Annotated in this window: 25 protein-coding genes and 1 tRNA gene; 24 read left to right on the forward strand and 2 right to left on the reverse strand. The window is 61.9% G+C overall.

What is annotated here, in order from left to right; genetic code table 11:
- Window positions 1-93: 93 nt before the first annotated feature.
- On the forward strand, window positions 94-1,197 hold the full coding sequence (locus ABJ363_07855; protein ID MEP4378902.1) for an anhydro-N-acetylmuramic acid kinase: 1,104 nt from the start codon (window positions 94-96) through the stop codon (window positions 1,195-1,197).
- On the opposite strand, the gene ABJ363_07860 is transcribed toward ABJ363_07855, so the two are convergent.
- On the reverse strand, window positions 1,194-1,907 hold the full coding sequence (locus ABJ363_07860; GenBank protein ID MEP4378903.1) for an alpha/beta hydrolase: 714 nt from the start codon (window positions 1,905-1,907) through the stop codon (window positions 1,194-1,196). The genes ABJ363_07855 and ABJ363_07860 overlap by 4 nt on opposite strands.
- A 200-nt stretch (window positions 1,908-2,107) precedes the next feature.
- On the opposite strand from ABJ363_07860, the gene cysE reads away from it, so the two are divergent.
- Genes cysE through tenA form a run of 13 tightly spaced genes read left to right on the forward strand, consistent with a single transcriptional unit; the run spans window position 2,108 to window position 12,843 of the window.
- Window positions 2,108-2,857 carry a serine O-acetyltransferase gene (gene cysE, locus ABJ363_07865; GenBank protein ID MEP4378904.1) on the forward strand — a complete coding sequence of 250 codons (750 nt, stop codon included), beginning with the start codon at window positions 2,108-2,110 and terminating at the stop codon, window positions 2,855-2,857.
- A 39-nt stretch (window positions 2,858-2,896) separates the two neighbouring features.
- On the forward strand, window positions 2,897-3,364 hold the full coding sequence (locus ABJ363_07870) for an Rrf2 family transcriptional regulator (GenBank protein ID MEP4378905.1): 468 nt from the start codon (window positions 2,897-2,899) through the stop codon (window positions 3,362-3,364).
- 17 nt (window positions 3,365-3,381) lie between these two features.
- Window positions 3,382-4,503: a cysteine desulfurase family protein gene (locus tag ABJ363_07875; GenBank protein MEP4378906.1), complete on the forward strand. Its 1,122-nt coding sequence runs from the start codon at window positions 3,382-3,384 to the stop codon at window positions 4,501-4,503.
- Window positions 4,500-5,684 carry an aminotransferase class V-fold PLP-dependent enzyme gene (locus ABJ363_07880; GenBank protein ID MEP4378907.1) on the forward strand — a complete coding sequence of 395 codons (1,185 nt, stop codon included), beginning with the start codon at window positions 4,500-4,502 and terminating at the stop codon, window positions 5,682-5,684. Before ABJ363_07875 ends, ABJ363_07880 begins: the two co-directional genes overlap by 4 nt.
- Before the next feature lie 17 nt (window positions 5,685-5,701).
- On the forward strand, window positions 5,702-7,171 hold the full coding sequence (gene sufB, locus ABJ363_07885; protein ID MEP4378908.1) for a Fe-S cluster assembly protein SufB: 1,470 nt from the start codon (window positions 5,702-5,704) through the stop codon (window positions 7,169-7,171).
- A 14-nt stretch (window positions 7,172-7,185) separates the two neighbouring features.
- On the forward strand, window positions 7,186-7,941 hold the full coding sequence (gene sufC / locus ABJ363_07890) for a Fe-S cluster assembly ATPase SufC (GenBank protein ID MEP4378909.1): 756 nt from the start codon (window positions 7,186-7,188) through the stop codon (window positions 7,939-7,941).
- An 11-nt stretch (window positions 7,942-7,952) separates the two neighbouring features.
- The gene (sufD, locus tag ABJ363_07895; protein MEP4378910.1) at window positions 7,953-9,302 is read left to right on the forward strand and encodes a Fe-S cluster assembly protein SufD; all 1,350 of its coding nucleotides are present in this window, start codon (window positions 7,953-7,955) and stop codon (window positions 9,300-9,302) included.
- A complete protein-coding gene (locus tag ABJ363_07900; protein ID MEP4378911.1) occupies window positions 9,299-10,552 on the forward strand; it encodes a cysteine desulfurase in 1,254 nt (417 codons plus the stop codon). The genes sufD and ABJ363_07900 overlap by 4 nt, the downstream gene beginning before the upstream one ends.
- Window positions 10,552-11,007, forward strand: coding sequence for a Fe-S cluster assembly sulfur transfer protein SufU (gene sufU, locus ABJ363_07905; GenBank protein ID MEP4378912.1), 456 nt, complete (start codon window positions 10,552-10,554; stop codon window positions 11,005-11,007). Before ABJ363_07900 ends, sufU begins: the two co-directional genes overlap by 1 nt.
- An 11-nt stretch (window positions 11,008-11,018) precedes the next feature.
- The gene (locus ABJ363_07910) at window positions 11,019-11,429 is read left to right on the forward strand and encodes a DUF59 domain-containing protein (protein MEP4378913.1); all 411 of its coding nucleotides are present in this window, start codon (window positions 11,019-11,021) and stop codon (window positions 11,427-11,429) included.
- A 39-nt stretch (window positions 11,430-11,468) separates the two neighbouring features.
- Window positions 11,469-11,804 (forward strand): iron-sulfur cluster assembly accessory protein, encoded by a 336-nt coding sequence (locus ABJ363_07915; protein MEP4378914.1) that lies wholly within the window; start codon window positions 11,469-11,471, stop codon window positions 11,802-11,804.
- Between the two features lie 29 nt (window positions 11,805-11,833).
- Window positions 11,834-12,166 (forward strand): ferredoxin family 2Fe-2S iron-sulfur cluster binding protein, encoded by a 333-nt coding sequence (locus tag ABJ363_07920; GenBank protein MEP4378915.1) that lies wholly within the window; start codon window positions 11,834-11,836, stop codon window positions 12,164-12,166.
- Window positions 12,166-12,843, forward strand: a complete 678-nt coding sequence (gene tenA / locus ABJ363_07925; GenBank protein MEP4378916.1) for a thiaminase II — start codon at window positions 12,166-12,168, stop codon at window positions 12,841-12,843. Before ABJ363_07920 ends, tenA begins: the two co-directional genes overlap by 1 nt.
- A gap of 6 nt (window positions 12,844-12,849) precedes the next feature.
- Here tenA and ABJ363_07930 read toward each other — a convergent pair whose 3' ends face one another.
- Window positions 12,850-13,539 carry a hypothetical protein gene (locus ABJ363_07930; protein ID MEP4378917.1) on the reverse strand — a complete coding sequence of 230 codons (690 nt, stop codon included), beginning with the start codon at window positions 13,537-13,539 and terminating at the stop codon, window positions 12,850-12,852.
- 46 nt (window positions 13,540-13,585) lie between these two features.
- Here ABJ363_07930 and mnmA point away from each other — a divergent pair, with 46 nt between their 5' ends.
- From mnmA to ABJ363_07980, 10 genes are all read left to right on the forward strand, one after another.
- Window positions 13,586-14,740, forward strand: coding sequence for a tRNA 2-thiouridine(34) synthase MnmA (gene mnmA / locus ABJ363_07935; GenBank protein MEP4378918.1), 1,155 nt, complete (start codon window positions 13,586-13,588; stop codon window positions 14,738-14,740).
- Window positions 14,737-15,453, forward strand: a complete 717-nt coding sequence (locus ABJ363_07940) for an alpha/beta fold hydrolase (protein ID MEP4378919.1) — start codon at window positions 14,737-14,739, stop codon at window positions 15,451-15,453. The genes mnmA and ABJ363_07940 overlap by 4 nt, the downstream gene beginning before the upstream one ends.
- A gap of 131 nt (window positions 15,454-15,584) precedes the next feature.
- Window positions 15,585-15,977: a RidA family protein gene (locus ABJ363_07945; protein MEP4378920.1), complete on the forward strand. Its 393-nt coding sequence runs from the start codon at window positions 15,585-15,587 to the stop codon at window positions 15,975-15,977.
- Window positions 15,978-16,025: 48 nt separating this feature from the next.
- Window positions 16,026-16,949 carry a DMT family transporter gene (locus ABJ363_07950; GenBank protein ID MEP4378921.1) on the forward strand — a complete coding sequence of 308 codons (924 nt, stop codon included), beginning with the start codon at window positions 16,026-16,028 and terminating at the stop codon, window positions 16,947-16,949.
- Window positions 16,950-16,990: 41 nt separating this feature from the next.
- Window positions 16,991-17,067 (forward strand) — tRNA-Met (locus tag ABJ363_07955).
- 114 nt (window positions 17,068-17,181) lie between these two features.
- Window positions 17,182-17,571 (forward strand): RidA family protein, encoded by a 390-nt coding sequence (locus tag ABJ363_07960; protein MEP4378922.1) that lies wholly within the window; start codon window positions 17,182-17,184, stop codon window positions 17,569-17,571.
- Between the two features lie 120 nt (window positions 17,572-17,691).
- Window positions 17,692-18,600 carry a J domain-containing protein gene (locus ABJ363_07965; protein MEP4378923.1) on the forward strand — a complete coding sequence of 303 codons (909 nt, stop codon included), beginning with the start codon at window positions 17,692-17,694 and terminating at the stop codon, window positions 18,598-18,600.
- A 3-nt stretch (window positions 18,601-18,603) separates the two neighbouring features.
- Window positions 18,604-18,921: a chaperone modulator CbpM gene (locus ABJ363_07970; protein ID MEP4378924.1), complete on the forward strand. Its 318-nt coding sequence runs from the start codon at window positions 18,604-18,606 to the stop codon at window positions 18,919-18,921.
- A gap of 89 nt (window positions 18,922-19,010) precedes the next feature.
- A complete protein-coding gene (locus tag ABJ363_07975; GenBank protein MEP4378925.1) occupies window positions 19,011-20,543 on the forward strand; it encodes an altronate dehydratase family protein in 1,533 nt (510 codons plus the stop codon).
- Between the two features lie 26 nt (window positions 20,544-20,569).
- Complete coding sequence (locus ABJ363_07980) at window positions 20,570-21,310, forward strand: SDR family NAD(P)-dependent oxidoreductase (protein ID MEP4378926.1); 741 nt, start codon at window positions 20,570-20,572, stop codon at window positions 21,308-21,310.
- Window positions 21,311-21,369: the final 59 nt, after the last annotated feature.

The raw sequence follows: 21,369 nt of genomic DNA on the forward strand, positions 1-21,369 counted from the left end.
CAACCGGCCTGGCGGGCAAAGCGGGCGTTCACTAACACATCTGGGGCGTCAGCGTGTATATCTTCACAACGCATGAGATAGGGGATTCGCGGCATGAGCGCGAGTGAGAGCTGCCTCGCGGTGGGCCTGATGAGCGGTACATCGATGGATGGAATCGATGCGGCCCTGATCCGGACGGACGGGATGACGGCGTTCGAGCCCGTCGCACAGCTTGACCAACCCTATGATCCCGAATTTCGCGCGCAGCTTCGCGCCGCCGTTGGCATTGCAGGCGCCCATGATGATGTCGCTGCCGAATTGACTGCGCGTCATGTCGCAATCGTTCGCGAGCTTTTGACAATGGCCGGTGTATCGAGCGAATCAATTTCGGTGATGGGTTTTCACGGCCACACGGTGTTTCACGATCCGGCCCATGGCCGCACGGTTCAGATCGGCGATGGGCAAACGCTAGCCTGCGAGACCCGGGTCGACGTGGTCGCCGATTTCAGGGCCGCCGACATGGCCGCCGGCGGCCAGGGCGCGCCGTTTGCCCCGCTGTTTCATTTGGCACGCGCGCCGTCGGACCGCCCGGTCTGTTTTCTGAATATCGGCGGCGTCGCCAATCTGACCTGGATCGGTGACGGCGCCGGCGCCGGGCAGGACAATCCGTTCGAGCATATCCGCGCCTTCGACACCGGGCCAGGCGGGGCCTTGATTGATGATTGGGTGCACCAACGCACCGGCGAGCCCTTTGATTTGGATGGGCGACTGGCCGCGGCCGGACGCGTTGATCGGGCGGTCCTCGCCAAGCTTCTCGGCAACGACTATTTCCGGATACCCCCACCCAAGTCGCTCGATCGCGACGCGTTCGATTTATCGCCCGTCAATGGGCTGAGTGTCGAAGACGGCGCGGCGACCCTGACCGCATTTACCGCCGAGGCTGTGTCGCGCGCGGTGCCGCATCTGCCCCAGCAACCCGTCCGCTGGCTGGTGACAGGCGGGGGACGCAAGAACCCGACCCTGATGGACTGGCTCGGAAAATCTCTTGGCGTGTCGGTTGTGCCCACGGAGGCAGCCGGCATCGATGGCGATGCGATGGAGGCGCAGGCCTTCGCCTATCTCGCCGTCCGAAGCCTGCGCGGGTTGCCGTTGAGCGGTCCCACGACGACGGGCGTGGCAAAACCCACGACCGGCGGGCAGCTTTTCAGGGCAGCTTAGTCTTTGTCGTCGTCGTCGGCCTCTTCGGCGTCATCCAGATCCTCGATTTCGGCCGCAAGTGCGGCCTCGATTTCCGCCGTTCGCCGGTCGAGGTAACCGCTCACGGTTTTCTCAAGTTCGTCCAGATGTTCATTGTAGAAATGGGTGGCGCCCTTGAGAACCTGGAAATCGATGATCACGTCCTTCTGCTTCGCGAGCTTTGCAATCAGGTCGGTCACCGATTCCTGAGGAACGATGTCGTCCTTGTCGCCATGGGTGATCAAGCCGGAGGCCGGGCAGGGCGCGAGGAACGAGAAGTCATACATGTTGGCGGGTGGTGACACCGATAGGAAACCCGTTATCTCGGGACGCCGCATCAGTAACTGCATGCCGATCCAGGCGCCGAACGAAAATCCGCCGACCCAGCACATCGGGGCGTCTCGGTTCTGTGTCTGCAGCCAGTCGAGGGCCGATGCGGCATCCGAGAGTTCGCCTTCGCCGCGGTCGAAGCTGCCCTGGCTACGCCCGACGCCGCGAAAGTTGAATCGAAGGGTCGCAAATCCGCGTCGGACAAACATCTGATAGAGCTGATAAACGACCTTGTTGTTCATCGTGCCGCCATGCTGCGGGTGCGGATGCAGCAGCAGGGCGATCGGAGAATTCGGAACTTTTGCCGGATAGTAACGGCCTTCGAGACGACCTTCGGGGCCGTTGATGATCACTTCAGGCATATCTTGTTTCCATTCCGCCGATGACGCGCGGCAAATCACTGAGCTATGGAATCGGATAATTGCGTCCCGATTCCCAAGGACTTGAGCCAAATACTTGACCAGTTTACTCGGACATCATATATCCCGATTTCAGGCACGCCACGGCGTGGTCAATCCGGCGAGATGAGCGATGCAGAGCGCTCTATATCATAAAGGTCGACATGGTCTTCAAGCATCTCTTTGACGATCTGGACGCGTATCTGGAACGCGATCCGGCAGCAAGTTCTCGATTCATGGTGGCGATCAGCTATCCGGGCTTCCATGCGGTGGTCTGGTTTCGCCTCGCACATTGGCTCTGGTCCTACCGACTGAAGGTCCTGGCGCGGTTCGTGAGCAACATCGGGCGGTTCCTCACGGGCGTGGATATTCACCCCGGTGCCAAAATCGGCAACCGGCTCGTGATCGATCATGCAATCGGCGTTGTGATCGGCGAGACCGCTGAAATCGCGGACGATGTAACGATCTATCACAACGTCACGCTCGGCGGGATTGCGCCATCGGTCGAAAGCCAATCCCAGAAGGATGTGAAGCGGCATCCGACGTTGCTTTCGGGATCGATCATCGGCTCGGGTGCCCAGGTACTGGGACCGGTGACCGTTGGACGAAATGCGCGCGTTGGCGCGAATGCCGTCGTGGTGAAGGACGTGCCGGAGAATTGTACGGTCGTCGGAATTCCCGCCCAGCCGGTGGCAACGTCGTCCTGCTCGCCGGAGCAGTTCTCGGCCTATGGAACGCCGACGGACGATATCCCCGATCCCGATGCCAAGGCGATGGGCGCCATGTTGAACGAGATCAGCACCTTGCGCATGCGCGTGCAGGAACTCGAGCGCGAGCTCGAGGAGCGCATCCAACTGCGTCGCGCATCGGCGGAGAAAGAGTCGGATTCCGACGAACCCTCGGCCTCTTACTAAGCCGAGTTTCGTGCGCGGGTACGAAGAAGGAGGTCGATCGTGAAACTCAGTACCAAAGGGCGCTACGGCGTCATGGCGATGGTGGATCTGGCGCAATTTGGCGCGTTGGGCCCAGTCGCGTTGTCGGAGGTGGCAGAACGACAGGAAATTTCACTGTCCTATCTGGAACAGCTTTTTGCGAAACTGCGCCGGGCAGGCCTGGTGACAAGCGTTCGCGGTCCGGGCGGCGGATACAAGCTTGCAAATGCCGCCGGAGAAATTCGGATTGCCGATGTGATTTCCGCCGTCGACGAACCCATCCGCACCACGGGTTGTAAACCGGGTGCGACAAAGGGGTGCATCCGGCGCAGCAGTCGCTGCATGACCCATGACCTGTGGGAAGAACTGGGCCATCAGATTCACACCTATCTGAACTCGGTCAGCCTGGCGGATGTCTGTGAGGGGCGGGTCAGTGCCCAGCCGCCGCGCGCGCCGGCCGCGGCATTCTCCGAGATCGCGGCGGAATAGACGGGAACCAGCAGGCCTTGGACACCTATCTCGATCATAACGCGACGACGCCTGTCCGGCCCGAGGCGGCCGAGGCGGTCGCGCGCGCATTGACCCGGCACGGTAACGCATCGTCGGTCCACCGGTATGGTCGGTTGGTGCGCCACGTTGTTGATGAGGCTCGGGAGTCTGTTGCGTCGCTTGTTGGCGTGGCACCGGCGAATGTTGTTTTCACGTCGGGCGGCACCGAGGCGAATAACCAGGCGCTTCGCGGTTTCGACGGCAGTGTGTTGGTCACGGCGGTCGAGCATGATTCCGTGCTTACCGCGCGCGACGATGCAAAGATCATTGAAGTCGACGCCGAAGGTGTCCTGCGTCTCGACCGGTTGCGGGAGAGCCTGAGCCGCTGCGAAGCCCCCGCACTTGTCTCTGTCATGCTCGCCAACAACGAGACGGGTGTCTTGCAGCCGGTTTGTGAAGTCGTGCAGCTGGCCCATGAATGTGGCGCGCTGGTGCATTGTGATGCCGTGCAGGCGACGGGCAAGGTCGACGTTTCCTTTACGGAACTTGGCATCGATATGATGAGCCTCTCGGCACACAAGCTGGGAGGCCCCCAGGGGATTGGTGCTCTCGTTGTCCGCGACGGGCTCGACCCCGAACCGCTGCTGCGAGGCGGCGGGCAGGAGCGGCGGCGACGTGCAGGGACAGAGAATGTCGCGGGCGCGGCCGGCTTCGGCGCGGCGGCGCGCATCGCGCGAGAAGCCCTGAATTCATTTGCTGGCCTTGGCGGGCTTCGCGACGATTTGGAAAACCGGCTGCGCACTGAAGTGCCGGATGTTGTCGTCCATGGTTCGGGTGCCCAAAGGCTGCCCAACACAAGCTGCATCGGCATGCCGGGCATGACGGCGGAGATTCAGGTCATGCAACTCGACCTGGCCGGAGTCGCGGTGAGTTCGGGTTCTGCCTGTTCGAGCGGCAAGGTGACGCCGAGCCATGTATTGCGCGCCATGGGGCAAGACGACGCGGCGGCACAATCGGCTATTAGAGTCTCTTTGGGTTGGGATTCGAGAGCACAGGATGTCGATCGGTTTGTCGAGGCCTGGACCGCCATGGCACAACGCCGAAATACAGACATGACGTCGCGGAGGTCTGTGGCATGAGCCCGGCGCCGACGGCGATCTATCTCGACCATCAGGCGACCACGCCGGTGGACCCGCGCGTGCTCGACGCGATGCTGCCCTGGTTCAGTGAGACCTTCGGCAATGCTCATTCCGAGCAGCATGCCTGGGGACGGCAGTCCGCGGAGGCCGTTGAGGTTGCCCGTGAACAGGTGGCGGCGCTGATCGGCGCGAGCGCACGCGAAATCGTTTTTACATCCGGGGCAACGGAATCGAACAATCTGGCCATCAAGGGCGCGGTGCGTTTTGCCATGCGCCACGGCCGTGGCAATCACATCATCACTGTCACGACCGAACATAAATGCGTTCTCGAATCCTGCGCGGCAATAGCCGAGGAGGGTGCTGACGTGACGATCATCGGCGTGGGCGCCGACGGATTGGTCGACCCGGAACTGGTAGCGGCGGCCATGACGGACAACACCGTGCTCGTCTCGGTCATGGCCGTGAACAATGAGATCGGCGTCGTCCAACCCTTGTCCGAACTGGGTACTCTGTGCCGCGCGCGCGGTGTGCTGCTGCATACGGATGCCGCGCAGGCAGCGGGCAAGGTGGAGCTGGATGTCGATGCCATGCGGATCGATCTGCTGAGCATCTCCGGTCACAAAATGTACGCCCCCAAGGGCATTGGCGTGCTTTACACGCGCCGCCGGCCGCGCGCGCGCCTGCTTGCGGAGATGAGCGGCGGCGGTCAGGAACGCGGTAATCGCTCCGGTACGCTCCCGGTGCCGCTGGTCGTCGCGCTGGGTGAGGCGGCCGTCATTGCCACGTCGGAAATGTCCGCCGAAGGGACGCGATTGGCGGGATTGCGCGCGACCATGCTCGACAGTTTGCGCGCATCCCACGGGGATCTGTTTGTGAATGGTTCCATGGATCACCGGGTGCCGGGAAACCTGAACATCGGCTTCCCGGGAGTTGATGCGGAGGCGCTGATGGCGGCGCTGGAAACCGTGGCAATTTCGACGGGATCGGCCTGTACTTCGGCGTCTGTCGAACCATCTTATGTATTGCGCGCGCTCGGTCTCGAGGTCGCGGACGCCGGCGCAAGCATTCGAATTGGATTTGGCCGCTTCACCACGGAAGCGGAAGTTGATGCCGCGGCGAAGTTGATCGCCGAGGCTGTTGGCACGCAGCGCGGCGATCGCGCCACGCGGGCCGCCGAATAGGAATCTGGAAGGACGTTATGGCAGCCACCACTGAGGCAATAGAGCAGGTCCGTTCGATCGGCGAGCAGTACAAGTACGGGTTCGTCACGGACATCGATATCGACCTCGCCCCCAAGGGGCTGAGCGAGGATATCGTCCGTCTGATTTCGAAGAAGAAGGAAGAGCCGGAATGGATGCTCGAATGGCGGCTCAAGGCCTATGCCCACTGGCTCACCATGGAAGAGCCGACCTGGCAGAAGCCGCAATATCCGGCGATCGACTACCAGGATAGCTACTACTACGCGGCCCCGAAGACGACAGAGGGGCCGATGTCGCTTGATGAGGTCGATCCCAAGTTGCTGGAGACCTATGAGAAACTCGGCATTCCTCTGCGTGAGCAGGAGGTTCTGGCAGGTGTCCAGGGCGCACCGGCGGTGGCGGTCGATGCCGTGTTCGACAGCGTATCCGTGGCGACCACATACAAGGCCAAACTCGAAGAGCAGGGGATCATCTTCGGCTCGATCTCCGAGGCGATCCGAAACCACCCGGAATTGATCCAGAAATATCTCGGTTCGGTCGTGCCGCAGGGCGACAATTTCTTCGCGGCCCTCAATGCCGCAGTGTTTACCGATGGTTCGTTCGTCTACATCCCGAAGGGTGTGCGTTGCCCGATGGAATTGTCGACCTACTTCCGCATCAATGCCGAGAACACCGGTCAGTTCGAACGCACGTTGATCATCGCCGATGAGGGCTCGTATGTTAGCTATCTTGAGGGCTGCACGGCACCCCAGCGCGACGAGAACCAGTTGCATGCGGCAGTTGTCGAACTGGTCGCACTCGATGATGCCGAGATCAAATACTCGACCGTCCAGAACTGGTACCCGGGCGACGAGGACGGCAAGGGCGGGATCTACAATTTCGTCACCAAGCGGGCCGCCTGCCGAGGGAAAAACTCCAAGGTCTCGTGGACCCAGGTGGAGACCGGCTCGGCGATCACCTGGAAATATCCGAGCTGTATCCTGCAGGGTGACAATTCGGTTGGTGAGTTCTACTCGGTCGCGATCACGAACAATGCGCAGCTGGCGGACACCGGGACCAAGATGATCCACATCGGCAAGAACACCCGCTCGCGGATCATCTCCAAGGGAATTTCGGCGGGCAAGGCGGATCAGACCTATCGCGGCTTGGTACGGGTGCAGCGCGGCGCGAATGGTGCGCGCAATTACACCCAGTGCGACAGCCTGCTGATCGGTGACAAGTGCGGCGCCCACACGATCCCCTATATCGAGAGTCAAAACCCTTCCGCGCAGGTCGAGCATGAAGCGACGACCAGCCGAATCGGCGAGGATCAGCTGTTCTATTGCCAGCAGCGTGGCATGGAAGATGAAGAGGCCGTGGCGCTCATCGTCAACGGGTTCTGCAAGGAAGTCTTGCAGACCCTGCCGATGGAGTTCGCGGTTGAGGCCCAGAAGCTGGTCGGGATCAGCCTCGAAGGCAGCGTGGGCTAAAGGAGAAGTTTGAGATGGCGTTACTGGAAATCCGCAACCTGCACGCGAGCGTCGACGGCAAGGCGATCCTGAATGGATTGAACCTGACCATCGATGCCGGTGAGGTGCATGCGATCATGGGGCCGAACGGCTCGGGCAAGAGCACTCTCTCTTATGTCCTGACCGGACGCGCCGGTTACGAGGTGACCGACGGCGAAATTCTGTTCGATGGGAACGACGTCATCGAGATGGACCCCGACGAGCGCGCCCGGGAGGGTGTGTTCCTGGCATTTCAGTATCCGGTCGAAATCCCGGGCGTTACCAGCATGACGTTCTTGCGTACGGCGGTGAATGCGGTGCGTGAGCATCGCGGTGAATCGACCTTCGACCCGATGGACTTCGTCAAATATGTGCGGGCGCGCGCCACCGACCTGAACATCTCGGATGACATGCTCAAGCGGGCGGTCAATGTGGGCTTCTCGGGCGGCGAGAAGAAACGCATGGAGATGCTCCAGATGGCCGCGCTCGAACCGCGCATCGCGATCCTCGACGAGACGGATTCGGGTCTCGATATCGATGCGCTCAAGGTCGTGGCAGACGGCGTGAACGCCATGCGTTCTCCGGACCGCGGGATTCTCCTGATCACCCACTACCAGCGTCTGCTCGACTATATCGTCCCCGATCATGTGCATGTTCTGGCCAACGGCCAGATCGTGAAGTCTGGCGACAAGGCCCTGGCGTTCGAACTCGAGGAAAAAGGCTACGCCGAATTCCTCGACAACGCGGCCTGACGGAGGCGGATTTGCCCGACGGAAGCGGACATATGCAGCCTTATCTGGCCCAGGCCCTCGACGCATCGTCGACCTTTGCCGGCGCGGGTGTCGGTTGGATCGACGCCCTGCGGCGCGCGGGTGCGGATGCCTATGGCGAACACGGCCTGCCGCGCCGGCGTGATGAGTATTGGCGCTATACCAACTTGAACGCGCTCCTGGATGAGGGGTTCCAGTTGGCCGAGACGGCGCCGGCAATCGGCCTGCCGACATTGCCGCACCCCTCGGTGGCTGGCCTGGCGACCTATCGCGTGGTTCTGGTGAACGGTCGCGTGCAGCCGAAACTATGCGCGCTGGACGGCATGCCCGGCGACGTCCTGATCAGTGGTCTCGAGGATCTTCTGGCTGCGGCGCCCGACAGGCTTGAGCCTTATCTGGGCCGGATCGCGCCTCTTGAAGATATGCCGATGGCGGCGCTCAATACCGCCTTCCTGCAGGACGGGATGGCGATCTTCATCGGCGAGAACATCATCCTCGACAAGCCGGTACACCTGATTTCGATCACCGCCCCGGGTGAGGGCGCGATGATGGTGCAGCCGCGCCATCTCGTGGTGATGGGGCAGGGTGCGGAAGCGACACTGATCGAGACCCACATCACGGCGACCGGCGGGTCGAGCTTCAACAATATCGTCACCGAGCTGCAGCTGGCCGAGAGCGCGAAACTCAACCATTTCGTATTCCAGGAAGAAGCCGATACGAGCGTGCATTTGTCGGGGACCGCGGTTTCCCTTGCGGCCGGGTCCTTCTACGACAGTTTCGTTTTACAAAGCGGTGCCGCCATCGGGCGCAGTGAAATTCGCGCCTATCTGAATGGCCCCGGCGTCGATTGCCGGCTCGACGGGGTGTATCTGGCAACGGGCAAGCAGGTCGTCGACAACACCACCTATGTGGAACATGCCGCGCCGGAATGCCGCTCGCGCCAGGTCTATAAGGGTGTCCTCGACGGCCAGGCGCGGGGTGTGTTCCAGGGCAAGGTGCATGTGTTGCGCGATGCGCAGAAGACGGACGGGCATCAGTTGAGCCGGGCTTTGCTGTTGTCGCCGCGCGCGGAAATCGATGCGCGGCCCGAGCTCGAAATCTACGCTGATGACGTCAAGTGCAGCCATGGTGCGACGGCCGGTGCGCTGGATGAGGATGCGCTCTTCTATCTTCTCAGCCGCGGCATTCCCGAGGCGACCGCCCGGCGGATGCTGATCGAGGCCTTCCTGTCCGAGGCGATCGCCGAGATTCCGCTGTTGGCCGTGGCGGAGGATTTCTCGACCCATGTGCGCCAATGGCTGGCCGGGAATATCGATCAGCAGGCGGACGGAGCGGGCTCATGACGCCTCCGGATACAGCGCAGGCCGGCATCCCGGCATATGACATCGATGCAATACGGGCTGATTTCCCGATCCTCGGACGGACCATGCACGATAAACCACTGGCGTTTCTCGACAGTGCTGCGTCGGCGCAGAAACCGCGTCAGGTGATCGACGCCGTCTCGGGTGCGTATGAGACGGAGTACGCGAATGTGCATCGCGGCCTCTACCAGATCAGCGAGGCCGTGACGGCGCGCTACGAGGGCACCCGCGAGACGATCCGCGAATACATAAACGCCGCGCATACGCACGAGATCATCTTCACGCGCAATGCGACGGAATCGATCAACCTCGTGGCGTACAGCTTCGGTCGTAAGTTTCTCGAAGAGGGCGACGAAGTCGTCATTACGGAACTGGAGCACCACTCGAACATCGTGCCGTGGCAGATGTTGCGAGACGAGAAGGGCATTGTCCTGAAAGTTGCACCGGTCAGCGACGACGGCGAGTTGATCATGTCGGCGTTCGAAAACTTGCTGGGCCCGAAGACGAAACTTGTGGCCGCCGCACACATGTCGAACGTGATGGGGACGATCCTGCCGGTCGAGGACATCATCCGGCGCGCCCATGCCGTGGGGGCGAAAGTTTTGCTCGATGGCTGCCAGTCGGTAACGCACATTCCCGTCGATGTGCAGGCGCTGGGTTGTGATTTCTATGTGTTTTCCGGACACAAGCTCTATGGGCCGAGTGGTATCGGCGTGCTTTATGGCCGCGAAGAACTGCTTGATGCGATGCCGCCCTTCATGGGCGGCGGCGACATGATCTCGTCCGTGACGTTCGAAAAGTCGACCTGGGCCAAGCTGCCGCATAAATTCGAGGCGGGCACGCCGGCAATCGTCCAGGCCATCGGACTGGGCGCGGCGATCGACTATGTGAACGGAATCGGGCTGGGCGCCATTGGCACCCATGAGGCCGATCTGTTGAATTATGCGACCCAGAAATTGTCCAGTATCGACGGTTTGCGGATTATCGGTACGGCGCCAAACAAGGCGAGTGTCGTGTCGTTCACGCTGGAATTCGCCCATCCCCACGACGTCGCGACGATCATCGATCGTGCGGGGGTCGCGGTGCGCGCGGGACATCATTGTGCGCAACCCCTGATGGAGCGCATGGATGTGCCGGCGACGGTTCGCGCGTCGATCGGGCTGTACAACAACAGATCCGATATCGACGCCCTCGTGGCGGCCCTGGGTGACGTGCAGGAGTTGTTTGGCTGATGAGTGATGACCTTAGAGAACTCTATCAGGAAGTTATCCTGGAGCATGGCAAGAATCCCCGGAACTTCCATGCCAGTGACGATGCCACGAACGAAGCACGCGGCAACAATCCGCTATGTGGGGATCAACTTGTGATCTATCTCAAGCTTGATGGCGATAAGCGCGTCGTGGACGCATCGTTTCTCGGCAAGGGATGCGCGATCTCCATGGCGTCGGCATCGATGATGACCGAGTTGCTCAAGGGGCGTAGCCAGGACGAGGCGCAGAGCCTGTTCGAGGCGTTCCACGATATGTGCACGGGCGAGGAGAACGGACGCGAGTTGCCCCATGACGTTGAGAAATTGCAGGTCCTTTCAGGGGTTCGTGAGTTCCCAACGCGCGTCAAATGCGCCACCTTGCCGTGGCACACCATGGTCGCCGCCCTGCAGGGCGAAGACGAAATCTCGACGGAATAGGATCAACCGGTATGAGCTTTGAACACGGAACGGGAACGCCGCTCGGCATGTTCGCCCCGCTGCCACCGGGAGAAGAGATCACGGCTCGGGCCGGCGAACCCTTGCCCGACGGCACGGTCATCGCGGATCGCGAGGCGGTCATCGCGGCGTTGCGGACGGTGCACGATCCCGAAATTCCGGTGAATATCTACGATCTGGGACTGATCTATGATTTCGGAATTCATACCGATGGTTCGGTGCGGGTCGACATGTCCCTGACCGCACCGGCATGTCCGGTGGCGGGTGAAATTCCCTACTGGGTTGCGAACGCAGTGGCCAATGTCGAGGGCATTGGCGAAGTCGTGGTGAACCTGATCTGGGAGCCGCCCTGGGATACGGACCGGATGTCCGATGACGCCAAACTGGCCCTCGGTGTCGAATGACCTATATAGATCGCCGCAAGGATTGCGGAGGAGTTCACAATGCCTGAGCCGATCATAACCCTGACCGACGCCGCTGCGGCGCGGGTGCAGTCTCTGATGTCCAAGGCCGACGAGGGGGTCGCCGGGCTGCGCGTGGGGCTCTCGACGCGCGGCTGTTCGGGCCTGTCCTATGTCGTCGAATATGCCGAGGACGCCAAGCAGTTCGAGGAAGTCATCGAGGACAAGGGCGTGAAGGTGTTTATCGACCCTGCCGCGACGATGTTCCTGATCGGCGCCACGATGGACTACCGCGAGGGCAAGTTCGAGTCCGGCTTTGTCTTCGACAACCCGAACGCCAAGGGTACATGCGGCTGCGGTGAGTCCTTCCACGTCTAGGCAGCCGCCCAGCTGATTTTGAGCCTTTCATGCCCCGAATGACTTTCATAGACAGCGCCGGCGCTTCACATGATGTGGAGGCGCCGCTCGGTCATTCGCTGCTGCAGATCGCCTGGGACAACGGGCTCGACGTCGAAGGTGCGTGCGAAGGCGCGATGGCGTGTTCCACATGTCATGTGATCGTCGAACCGGAATGGTATGCGCGGCTCGAGGCACCGACGGAGGACGAGGAAGACATGCTTGACCTCGCGCCGGGCCTGAAGGCGACCTCCCGGCTCGGCTGCCAGATCATCGTGACCGAAGCGATGGATGGCCTGAAGGTCCATCTGCCGGGCTCGACGCGCAATCTCATGCTTGGCTGATGGCGTATCTCGACGATCTGGATCTCTTCCCGCGCCTGCGTGCGGCATCACCCAATTGGGAACGCTACGTCGCGCACCCGTTCGTGGCCGGGATTCAGGATGGCAGCCTCCCGGAAAACGCATTCAGGCACTACTTGGCGCAGGATTATCTGTTCCTCATCCATTTTGCCCGCGCCTACGCCCTCGCGGCCTACAAGGCAGACACGCTCGCCGATATTCGCGATGCGGCAGCCGGGATGAGTGCCATCGTGGACACCGAGATGGCGCTGCATGTCGAATATTGCGCCGGCTGGGGCCTTGCCGAGCCCGAGATGGAGTTGCTGCCCGAGGCGTCAGCGACGATGGCCTACACCCGCTACGTTCTTGAAAAGGGCCATCAGGGCGATTTGCTCGACCTCTATACCGCGTTGGCGCCTTGTGTGATTGGCTATGGCGAAATTGGCGCGCGGTTGGCGTCCGACCCCGGAACCAGGCGCGTCGGCAATCCCTATGCCCCCTGGATCGAAATGTATGCCGGCGAGGATTATCAGCCCGCTGCGCGCGCCCATGCCGAAACCCTCGACCGGCTGTGGACCCGTCGTGCGGGGCGGGAACGCATGGACGAACTGTGCCGGACATTCGAGGAGGCGAGCCGCCTGGAGGCCGATTTCTGGCAGATGGGGCTGGACGCGGTTTGACGATCGCTAACGCGTGGTCTCGGCGAAGATGATCTCGATCTCGATATTCTCGTTGGCGCTGCGCACACGCCCGTCGTCCCACAGGACCGGCCGTGCATCCGGCCCCAGCGCGACCGTATAGCGATTTTCGTCGAGTCCGGTGCGCGCCATGCCGGTGCGAGCCTGGGCCAGCAGTTCCCCGCCCGAGTAGGGCTGGCCGCGGCTAAGCGTCACGCCGCCGCCATGTACGATGACAGAGACACTCCAGTCGTCGGTGCCGCCGATGACCTTCTGGACGCGGCGCAGGACGTTTTCGACCTCGCGGGCGGCCGCCGTCTCGCGGCTCACCACCTGATTGCCGCTGACGGTGATCCGAAACGCGAGCGGACCGGTCATCAGGCCCGGATCGAATCGGAACTCCCGTTCCAGGGCGGTGATGGCCGCGGCGGCAGCGGCGTTGCGTGCGTTGGCGAGTTCGGCGGCGACGGTATCGAAACATGCCAGCCGCTTGGTTTCGTCGCCGATGGCCGCACAGCGCCGGATGTCTTCGCCGAGATCGGCACGGGCCGGGGCGCTGCCCGCCAGTATAAAGAGGACGAGCCCGGTGGCCGCTGCAAATCTGTATTTCCCGATGTCATTCATGGCGTTTGGCGTGCTGCTGTAATGCTTGCTCGAAAGATGGCGGCTCGGCGTCTCCCGATCAAGCGGGATACGCATTCGTGACCTATTTGCCGAATGTCCCGACACGCCTATATTGCCGCCCGTGAGCCAGAAGCCAAACAGTTTGGGATTTGATTGTCCGCCGGCCGAAACGCGCGTCGTGGTGGCGATGTCGGGTGGTGTCGACAGTTCCGTGACGGCCGCGCTGTTGCACGAGCAGGGCTACGACGTCGTCGGGATCACGCTGCAGCTCTATGACCATGGGGCGGCGACGGCGCGCGCCAAGGCCTGCTGTGCAGGCCAGGACATCTACGATGCCCACCGGGTCGCGGACATGATCGGCTTTCCCCACTATGTGCTCGACTATGAATCCCGGTTCCGCGAGGACGTGATCGAGAATTTCGCCGACGCCTATGCGCGCGGCGAGACGCCGATTCCGTGCGTGACCTGCAATCAGACGGTGAAGTTCCGCGATCTCGTCTCCACGGCACGCGATCTCGGTGCCGATGCGCTGGCCACCGGTCACTATATACGTCGCGAGAGCGGCGTCGGTGGGGCGGAGCTGCATCGGGCCGTCGATGCGTCGCGCGACCAGAGCTATTTCCTGTTCGCCACGACCCCTGAGCAGCTCGACTTTCTGCGGTTTCCGCTCGGCGCCATGCCCAAGGACGAGGTGCGCGAACATGCGCGCCGCTTCGAACTCGCAATCTCCGAGAAGCCGGACAGCCAGGACATCTGTTTCGTGCCCGACGGCAAGTATGCGCAGATCGTCGAGAAGCTGCGGCCGGGTGCGGCGGAGCCGGGAGACATCGTCCACATGGATGGCACCTTTCTGGGCCGGCACGAGGGGATTCTGAATTTCACCATCGGCCAGCGGCGTGGGCTGGGTATCGGCGGCCGCAAGGACGCGGAAGAAGATGCACTTTATGTCGTTCGCCTGGACCCCGATGCGCGTCGGGTCATCGTTGGCCCGCGTTCGGCATTGGCGACGTCACGCATCATGGTCAATGGTTTGAACTGGCTGGGTGAGGGTGATTCCCCGCCCGCCGAAGGCCTGGATGTGACCGTCAAGATTCGTTCGACCATGGAGCCTGTGCCGGGGCGTATCGAAGGCGGTGCCGACGGTCGGGCGACCGTCGAACTGGTCACTCCCGAGTTCGGCGTGTCGCCGGGGCAGGCGGCGGTCTTCTACGACGGTGGCCGCGTTCTGGGCGGCGGCTGGATTCAGCGCAACGATCAACGGAGCGAAGCAGCATGAGCATCTATGTCCTGGTCCATGGCGCTTATCACGGCGGGTGGTGCTACGAGAAGGTCGTTCCCCTGCTCGAAGCTGCAGGGCACACGGCGATCGCCGTCGATCTGCCGGGGCACGGCGACAACACGGTGCCGATGAAAGATGTCACGCTCGACGCCTATGTGGACCATGTCTGCGACGTGGTGTCGGCGCAAACCGAGCCGGTCGTTCTCGTTGGCCACAGTTTGGGTGGGATGACCATCACCCAGGTTGCCGAGCGCCTTCCGGACCGGATCGCGTGGGTTGTATACCTGACGGCGATGATGCCGAAGAATGGCCAGAACCGCGCGGCTTTGGCCGAATTCGAGGGCCCCGTGGATATGGCTTCGAAGCGAATCATCTCCGAAGACGGCCTGTCGTCGACCATACCCGAGGAAATTATTCCGCCGACATTCTATGGCGAATGTAGTGCCGAAGATGTCGCGCGCGCGATCGAGCGGTTGGTGCCTCAGGCTGTGGAACCGCTGCAGTGCCAGGCTCAGACCACGCCGGAACGGTTCGGCGCGGTACGGCGCGCTTTCGTCGAATGCGAACGCGACAATGCGATTCCGATCGACATGCAGCGGGCGATGATCGCCGCGCAGCCTTGCGACCGGGTGTTCACGATCGACACCGATCATTCACCATTCTATTCCGCGCCGAACGAACTCGTCCGCGATCTGCTCGAGCTGGCTTGAGCCGAAATCAATCCGCATCTACCGGGCTTTCGCTCGCGCGCCCGTTTGGGATTGCGTAGCATGACCCATGGTCGGTTGCTACTGGCCACATAACAGCGAATTCCAATGACCGATCCTCAGGAGGACACACCATGCTCGTCACACGCAATCCCGCAAACATAGCCCCGCCCGCGGCCTTGTACAGCCATTCGGTCGAAGTTCCGCCGAACGCGCGCTGGCTCGTCACCGCCGGGCAGGTCGGCGTTACCCCCGACGGCACGGTACCCGAGGGTTTCGAGGCCCAGCATGACCTGATCTGGCAGAACACGCTGGCGATCCTGGAAGACGCCGGATTCGGCCCGGAACATATCGTGCGCCTGAACGTCTATTCGACCGATCCGTCAGGCCTGCAGTACCTCGTGCCGCACCGCGAGAAGTATCTCGCACCGGGACATGTGCCGGCGTCGACCTGGGTGGTCATCAGCCAGCTCGCCAACCCGCAATGGGTGGTCGAGATGGAGACCATCGCCGCGAAGCCTGAGTAGCATTCTTCCAAGCCGGCCGGGTGACGGCGCCCGGCCGGGTCTTTTCGGATGAGCAACGCGCAAGACAGCCGGTTCCGCCAGGGGCTTTGGCCCTATGCCATGATTCTGGCGGCCGCCTTCATTCTGGCGTCGAACCACATCATCGGACGGTGGGTGCATAGCGATATGCCGCCGATGGGGGTTGGTTTTTGGCGGCTGTTTATTGCGACCGCGGTGTTGATGCCGTTCGTGGGCCGCTCGGTCTGGGCCAAGCGCGGCCAGTTACGCCATCACTGGAAGCTGTTCCTGGTGTTGGCCATTGCGCTGGGCCCGTTCGGCAATGCCGCAGTCTATGTCGCGTATCACTTCACCACGGCAATCAACGGCGGCGTTGTCGCGACGGTACAGCCCGTCGCGACGGTGCTGATCACGTTCCTCGTTTTTCGCGAGTCCATCTCGCGACTTCAGGCCGTGGGGATCGTGCTGGCGACAGTCGGGGTCTTCGTCATCCTGTCGCGCGGCGATCTGGCGATCCTTCTGGGCCTCAAACCCAATATCGGCGATCTGATCATGCTGGCGGCGATGTTCGGCTTCGCCGTGCACAATTCGTTGCTTCGGAAGATTCCCGGTAATTTTACCACTGCGGAAATTCTGCTCTCCGTGCAGTGTTTCTCTATGCTGGTGATGTTGCCACTCTACGTCACCGAGTCCATCGTGTTCATGCCGATGCCGGTGACCTGGGAGGCCGCCGCGATCATGGCCTGGGTCGGTATCGCCGTCGCGATTGTCGCGGTCGGGTTCACAAATACGTCGGTCCTCGCGCTTGGCGCGAACAAGGCGACTATATCCAACTATATCCGTGCTTTGTTCACCACGGCACTCGCCATCCTGATCCTTGGTGAGCGCCTCGAACTCTTCCATCTGGCCGCGTTCGCATTCGTTGTCGTGGGTGTGGTGATGCTCGGGCGGGGGCGGCGCGCGCGCCCGGCTTGACAGGCAGTAAGCGCACCACCTATATCCGCAGCCGCACTTGGGGCGGAGTAGCTCAGCTGGTTAGAGCAGCGGAATCATAATCCGCGTGTCGGGGGTTCGAGTCCCTCCTCCGCTACCATATCCTCCATTCATGCCATACTTGCCGCGGCACTGATGCGGGTCGCCGCCGTGTCGGCATGATTCTGCGTGGCTCGCCTCTGATGTCGGAACCAACCGCATGGAGGAAAGAGTCATGTTGCAAGTTCACAATCCCGATACGATCGCCCCGCCCGTGGCCTTCTACAGCCATGGCATCGAAGTGCCCGCGGGCGCCCGCACCCTGCATATTGCCGGGGTCGTCGGCGTCACCCCGGAGGGCACAATGCCGATCGGCTTCGAAGCCCAGCACCGGCAGATATGGCTGAATGTCATTGAGGTCCTGAAGTCGGCGAATATGGGGGTTGAGGATCTGGTGCGCCTCAACGTCTTCTCGCTCGACCCATCGGACGTGTTCATGGTCAGCGAGGGCCGTCAGGAGTTCCTGAACGGCCACCGACCGGTATCAACCTATCTTGCGATCAAGGGGCTCGCGCGGCCCGAATTCCTTGTCGAGATGGATGCTGTCGCCTGCAAGGTGGACTAGGCATGGCTGACGGGAACCGCCACATGTCGCAACGTTCCGTGGCGGTTCCTTTTCTCCCACTTAAAAGATCGCCGCCAAGCACTAAATAATGTGGTGGGAACCATATTATGGAAGAAGCTCGTGGCGAAGGACCCTTATCAAGCTCTTGGCGTGGATCGGACGGCATCTGCGGATGAAATCCGCAAGGCGTACCGCAAGCTCGCCAAGGAAAATCATCCCGACCTGAAACCGGGGGATTCGGCGGCCGAGGCACGTTTTCTCGAAGCCCAGGCCGCTTATGACATCGTCGGCGACAAGGAAAAACGCGCGCAGTTCGACAGCGGTGAGATCGATGCCGAGGGTCATGAACGCGCCGAACAGCCCTCCTACCGCCACTACGCCGAAGCCGGCGCCGATCATCCATACCATTCCGCTGATGGTTATGCCGATATGGGGGACATGTTCTCCGACCTGTTCGGCCACGCGCAGTCCGGTGGCCGCACGGTCCGCATGCGCGGAGGTGACGTTCGCTATGTGTATGACGTCAGTTTTCTCGACGCGGTGCGCGGCACGAAGGCGCGCATCACCATGCCCGACGGCAAATCCTTGGACCTCACCATACCGGCGGGTTTGCGCGATGCTCAGGTCCTGCGCCTGAAAGGCAAGGGCGCGCCGGGTCTCGGGGGCGGGCCCACGGGTGACGCTTTGGTGACCGTGCATGTCCGCCCGCACAGCCTGTTCCGGCGCCAGGGAAACGATATCCACATCGAGCTACCCGTGGCGCTCCATGAAGCGGTCCTCGGGGCCAGGGTCCGTGTCCCGACAATCGACGGACCGGTGACCATGAACATTCCCAAGGGGTCGAACACCGGTGCCCGGCTGCGGCTGAAGGGCAAGGGTGTCCCGAGCGGCAAGTCGGGCACACGGGGCGATCAGCATGTCACCTTGCGGGTGGTGCTTCCCGACACGCCCGATGCCGAACTGGAGGCCTTTCTCGAGGATTGGTCGCAGCGGCACAATTACGATCCACGATCCGGCTTGGAGGCCTGACCGATGCGCGAAACCGAAGTTTTGAAGATCATACCGGGTGTACGCCGCGTCGAGCTTCGGCGTTGGGTGGCGCAGGGTTGGGTGTTGCCGGAAACGCGCAGCGGCGAACTCTGGTTCCGGGAGATTGACATTGCGCGGCTTCGCCTGGTGCGGGAAATTCGCCGGGATATGGCGATTGCCGAAGAGGGTGTGCCGACGGTTCTTTCGCTAATGGATCAGGTGTATGGTTTGCGTAAGGAATTACGCCGTTTGGCCGAGGCGGTAGACGCGCAGCCGGGACGGGTAAAGCAAGCAATCGCGGCGCATATGCGTGAGCACTAGCTGAACCGTCAACCGGCCTGCTTCGATCAGCCGGGTAATTCTGCGATCGCCCCGCGGCGCCCGTCCGCAACCCTTTCGAGTGAGACCAGATGTCCGAGACCGCCCCCCTGACCATCCGCCTGAACCCCGCCGACAATGTTGTTGTCGCCCGGGCCGAGATCCTGCCGAACACCGCCATTCCGGGAGAGAGTGTCACCACGAACGCGCCGATCCCGCGCGGCCATAAAATCGCGACCCGTGCTATCGCCAATGGTGAGACCATCGTCAAATACGATCAGATCATCGGGTTTGCCGCGAGTGATATCAAGGCGGGCGATCACGTCCACACCGAGAATTGCGAGTTCCGGATGGTCGACCGCGACTACCAGTTCGCAACCGACCTGCGTGAGACGGCGATGGTGCCCGAGGCCGAGCGGCGGACATTCGAGGGCTATGTGCGCAAGAACGGATCGGTCGGGACGCGCAATTATATCGGCATCCTGACGTCGGTGAACTGCTCGGCGACGGTCGCGCGCTACATCGCAGACTCGTTCAATGCCACCGGCAAGCTCGATGACTATCCCAATATCGACGGTGTGTCGGCCTTTGTCCACGCGACCGGTTGCGGCATGGCGGATTCCGGTGACGGCTACGCCAATCTCCAGCGCACCCTGTGGGGCTACGCGCGTCATCCGAACTTCGCCGGCGTATTGATCGTCGGGCTGGGTTGCGAGGTGAACCAGATCCCGTTCCTGCTCGATGCATATGGATTGGAGCTGAACGATACATTCCAGACCATGACGATCCAGGAATCCGGTGGCACGCGGAAGACCGTGGACCAGGCGATCGAGCGGATCAGCACGATGCTGGAACCGGCCAATGCCGCGACGCGCTCGACCGTATCGGCGAGCGAACTCACTGTCGCGCTTCAGTGCGGCGGTTCGGATGCCTATTCGGGTATCACCGCCAATCCCGCTCTGGGCAATGCGGTGGACCGGCTGGTGGCCAACGGCGGCACGGGCATTCTTGCGGAGACACCCGAGATTTACGGTGCCGAGCATCTGTTGACCCGCCGTGCGGTCAACGCTGAGGTCGGCCAGAAGCTGGTGGACCGGATCAAATGGTGGGAGGACTACACCGCCCGCAACCATGGCTCGATGGACAACAACCCGTCGCCGGGCAACAAGGCCGGCGGACTGACGACGATCCTCGAGAAGTCTCTCGGGGCCGCGGCCAAGGGCGGCACGACCAATCTGGCGGGTGTGTACAAATACGCCGAGCCTATCGATACCAAGGGCTTCGTGTTCATGGATTCGCCCGGCTTCGACCCGGCGTCCATCACCGGCGAAGTCGCATCCGGCGCGAACCTGGTCTGCTTTACCACAGGGCGCGGATCGGTTTATGGCTGCAAGCCGTCGCCGTCGATCAAGCTCGCGACCAACACCCAGATGTATGAGAGCATGTCCGAGGACATGGACATCAACGCGGGCAAGATCGCCGATGGCGATGCCACCATCGAAGATGTGGGCCTGGAGATCTTCGACTACATGCTCGACATCGCCAGCGGCACTCAGTCGAAGTCCGAGGCGCTCGGGTTTGGTGACAATGAATTCATTCCCTGGCAAGTCGGCGCGGTGATGTAGCGCGGGGCAGCGGACAGGATTTCAAAATGGACGTGATGGATTTAACCGGCCGGGTCGCCTTGGTGACCGGAGGCAACCGGGGTATCGGCGCCGCAATTTCGCATGCGCTTGCGGCAGCTGGTGCGGTCGTGGCTGTCAACTATGTTTCCAACGCCGACGCCGCACGGGACACAGTTGCCGCCATCGAGGCCGCGGGTGGCCGGGCAGCGGCCGTGCAGGGCGATGTGACCGAGAATGACGATGTTCTGCGTATGGTCAGCGATGCGGAGACAGCACTCGGGCCCATCGACATTCTGGTCGCCAATGCGGGGGTCGGCGTTCACCAGTCAATCGAGGAAACAACCGAAGTCGATTTCAATCTTGGTTTGCAGTCAAACCTGACTTCGGCATTTCTTTGTTCTCAGGCGGTCCTACCGGGCATGCGGGAACGCAAATGGGGGCGATTGATCTACATCGCGTCCGGCGCGGCTCACAATGGCGGGCGCATCAGCCTCCAATATTCTGCGTCGAAGGGCGGGATGGAGGCGCTGGCCCGCGCCTACGCACTCCGCCTGGTAGAGGAGGGGGTGACCGCCAACTCCGTGTCGCCGGTACTCATTCATACCGGCATGACGACGACCGCTTCGCCCGAGCAGCACGTATTCTCGCCTCCCATAGGCCGTATGGGCCATGTGGACGAGGTGGCGATGGCCACGGTGATGTTGGCTGCCAACGGATACATGACCGGTCAGACCGTGCACATGAATGGCGGGCTTTACTTTAGCTAGGGGCTGTATTAGCGCGGATTTCAGGGCATGCGCGCCGGCCGGGTTCTTAAACACCCTTG

It is taken from the genome of Alphaproteobacteria bacterium, assembly GCA_039980135.1.
Lineage (GTDB): Bacteria > Pseudomonadota > Alphaproteobacteria > UBA6615 > UBA6615 > UBA8079.